Source organism: Protofrankia sp. Cr1 (assembly GCF_963555865.1).
In the GTDB taxonomy this organism is placed as follows: domain Bacteria; phylum Actinomycetota; class Actinomycetes; order Frankiales; family Frankiaceae; genus Protofrankia.
In genome coordinates, this window is the sequence record NZ_CAUVXO010000550.1 from 1 (window position 1) to 3,368 (window position 3,368).

The 3,368-nt window shown below is 68.1% G+C and carries 3 protein-coding genes and 1 pseudogene; 1 reads left to right on the top strand and 3 read right to left on the bottom strand.

All coding sequences use genetic code 11. The features are described 5' to 3' along the window. The 3 genes from U9980_RS25590 to U9980_RS25600 form a co-directional block, all read right to left on the bottom strand. Positions 1 to 750, bottom strand: a 750-nt coding sequence (locus tag U9980_RS25590; protein WP_322770270.1) for a hypothetical protein, incomplete at its 3' end; no start/stop codon positions are given. Then, positions 747 to 1,511, bottom strand: a complete 765-nt coding sequence (locus tag U9980_RS25595) for an NTP transferase domain-containing protein (protein ID WP_322770271.1) — start codon at positions 1,509 to 1,511, stop codon at positions 747 to 749. The genes U9980_RS25595 and U9980_RS25590, both read right to left, overlap by 4 nt. Continuing rightward, positions 1,508 to 2,821 (bottom strand): aspartate aminotransferase family protein, encoded by a 1,314-nt coding sequence (locus U9980_RS25600; RefSeq protein WP_322770272.1) that lies wholly within the window; start codon positions 2,819 to 2,821, stop codon positions 1,508 to 1,510. The genes U9980_RS25595 and U9980_RS25600 overlap by 4 nt, the downstream gene beginning before the upstream one ends. A 301-nt stretch (positions 2,822 to 3,122) precedes the next feature. Here U9980_RS25600 and U9980_RS25605 point away from each other — a divergent pair. Next, positions 3,123 to 3,368: pseudogene (locus U9980_RS25605) on the top strand (transcriptional regulator); the annotation flags it as partial.

Below are 3,368 nucleotides of genomic sequence, written 5' to 3' on the forward strand. Positions count from 1 at the left end.
CCGCAGCAGCCGGCTGGCTTCACCGAGCCGCTGACCCGGCGGCGGTGGGTAGCAGAACCGCACGCGGACGGTCGTTCCGCCATCGCGGAGCAGCACCAGCGCGTGTAGGAGCACCCCGGCGTCGAAGTACTCCCAGATCCCGCCGCTCCAGACCAGCTCGGTCTCCTCCACCGTCACCCGCGCACGGTCCGCGCGGGCCGCCGCGTCGTCGGTGAATCCGACCGGCAGCAGGCTGATCAGATCGGGCAGTGTCGGTCCGGTGATGTAGTGGAGATAGCCGAGGCGGCCCGCCGCGGCGAGGACCGCGATGGTTGTTGCCCGTTCCACCGGCGAGCGAACCAGGAAGTGATCACTTAGCCAGGTCTGGAGCAGGTAGCGGTCCCGCAGGTCGGCGTAGGCCTCGTCCGGATCGCAGGCACGCCGGACCCCGTCGTAGCCCAGATGTTCGATCGGGACGGCGTTTTCGGTGACCAGCAGTCGGCCGGCGGCGTGCGCATACAGCAGGAGCCGGCTGTCGGGTAAATCGGTGGTCACCACTGCGTCCGCGGCGTCGATGAGATCGGGCCAGCGCTCCTCGGCGAAGACCATCGCCTCGACACCCGGACAGGTCAGGTCGCAGCCGGTCGGGGTCACCAGGGCGACGCCCACCCCGGCGCCGGCCACCGTCTGCGCCAACTCCCACAGTCGCAAACCCACCCCGCCCATCTGTTCGCCGACCGGATACGGCCCCGAAAAGATCACAACGTTCATCGGTGCTGTCCTGCCGTGGCCCAGTAGGCGGTCAGCGCCGGCCAGGTCCCCAGGTCGACGAACGACGGCACCAGCACGACCGGACAGCCCGCCAGCGGCCCGTCCTGCCATACCCGGCCGGTCAGGTCGCCGGCGACCGCCCGCTCCATCTGCTCCACAGCCCCCGCTGCCGCGGCCATGGTGAAGGCGACGCCGAACCAGACCGCGTTGAAACCTGCGGTCCGGCCGTGGCCGGGCTTGTCCGCCAATGCCATCACCCGCCACGGGCCGTCCATGCCGTCACCAGGCCGTTCGATCCGTAACGCGCCATCGACGGCGATCCGGGCCGGATTGGTCTCGGGTGCGGCCAGGAAACACGCGGGGGCGTCCGCCAGGACCGTCATGGTCGCGGTCACCGGATCGTCCGCGGGTGGTGCGGTCAGCCACTGGTCCGGGAGCAGCACCAGCACCCGCCCGTGACACCACGGCAGGGCCGAGCGGACCGCGCCGAGCATCTCGTGGGTGTTCGGGGCCTGCGGGACGAACGCGACGGGCCAGTCGGGATATCGGCCGGTGACGTAGGCGACGGTGGCATGGCGGTCGGCGCCGACGACCAGTACTACTCGGACCGAGTCGCGATGGACGGCCAGGAGCTCGAACACCCCGTCCAGCAGCACGCGTCCGGCGGCCACCGGCAGCAGTTCCTTCGGGAACGGCACACCCAGCCGGGTACCGTGACCCGCGCACGGCACGACGACCGTCAGCGGCCCTCCGCCGGTCACCGCCGGGTCTCCAACTCGGCGACACAGGAGGCGAGCACCGCAGCGATCCGGGCAGCTTGCGACTCGGTGACGATCAGCGGTGGGGCAACCGTGAGAACCGGTCCCTGCTGGCGGAGGAGGACCCCGGCGTCGCGTGCCGCGCGGGACAGCGCAACCGCTCGGTCCACGGTGTCGACCTCGATACCGATCAACAGGCCGACACCGCGCACATCGTGCACCCACCGCTGCCGGCGCAGCGGCGTCAGCGCCGTCAGCAGGTCCGCGCCCAGCCGAGCCGACCGGTTCACCAGCCCGTCGGAGTCCACGATGTCGAGGACCGCCAACCCGGCCGTGCACGCGGTCGCATGCCCGGCCATCGTGTGCCCGTGACGGAACCCACCCAGCAGTGCATCACCGGCAAAGACGTCATAGATCTCTGGTCGGGTCGTCACCGCCGCCAGCGGCAGATAACCGCCGGTGAGCCCTTTGCCGCTGGTGAGAATGTCCGGGATGATGCCGGCATGTTGGTGGGCGAACCAGCGGCCCGTCCGACCGAACCCGGTCATCACCTCGTCGAAGATCAGCAAGACCCCGAATTCGTCGCAGATCTCCCGGACGGCTTCCAGATAGCCGGCCGGTGGAATAACGAGCCCACCGACGCCCAGCACCGGCTCCATGATGAATGCGGCAACCCGCCCGGCTCCGATCGTCTCGATCGTCTCCGCGAGGCTCTCCGGCCCCGGTATTCGGCAGTGCTGATGCCGCGTTCGGTTCGCACAATCACCACAGCGCGGCGTGGGAACCGACGCGAACCCCTCCGGAATGGGATTATTGCCCGTCCGGATCATGGGCATGTCGGTCAGGCTCAGCGCCGCCAGCGTCGCACCGTGATACCCGTCCGCCAGGGACAGCACCCACCGCCTTTCCGGTTCGCCCTGCAACGCATGGAACATCCGTGCCATTTTCACGGCCGTCTCGGTCGCTTCCGAGCCCGATCCGCAAAAAAACGTTCGGGATAGCAGACCATCGGTGACTCCGGCGATCCTCGCCGCCAGCCGAACTGCCGGCTCGGTCACACCATCGACAAGATCGTAGGTCATCAAGGTAGCGATCTGTGCCGTGATCGCTGCCACGACCCGAGGATGTCCGTATCCGACGGACGCATTGAGCTGACAGCTCTTGGCGTCGAGATAGCGGCACCCGTGAATATCCACCACGTCGCAGCCTTCTCCGGCCACAATGACAAGACGGTCACTCCCGTCCGCACGCGTGGGGCTCCACGGATACCACATATGGGCACGCGCAAGTCTCTGTAACGTCTGTTCCTTCATCGTGGTCGGCCCAGGGCCGGGACGGGTGGGACCCGTCGATGGCGATGCCGTAGATATGGCCAACGTAATCTCCTCACCGGCGCAGTGGACCTGGACATCGCACGGGAGGACCCGGGAGGCATTCACATCCGGAGGTCCACCTGAATGTCCCGGTGGAACTCGAAGAATTGTCGATCAGTCCCGGTCTACGCCAGCACCCTCGTGTTGCTTGGCGTTGCCTACCGCGCCCGGCTCGCCTGAGCGGTCGGTACGGTGACGTGCATCGACCATTTCAGGGCGTCGGGAGTGCTGATCGACATCCATGAGCATCGGACATCCGTTAACGGCCCTGCGGGCGCAGACCGGCCTGTCCGCGCCCGCCTACCTGCGTCGTGTCGCGGCCCACCATGAAGCTCTGGGATACGGACACATGGCCACCCGCCGAGAGAAGATCAGTCGCTGGGAGTCCGGCACTGTCTCACCGGAGATCGCCGCCCAGCTCGCGATCGCGGATCTGCACGGCATCCCCGCTGATCTCGTGCACACCCTCGGGTGGCCCGACTGGCTA

Coding starts and splice junctions, on each gene's coding strand:
- U9980_RS25600 (WP_322770272.1), bottom strand. CDS start 2,821: ATGAAGGAACAGACGTTACAGAGACTTGCGCGTGCCCATATGTGGTAT.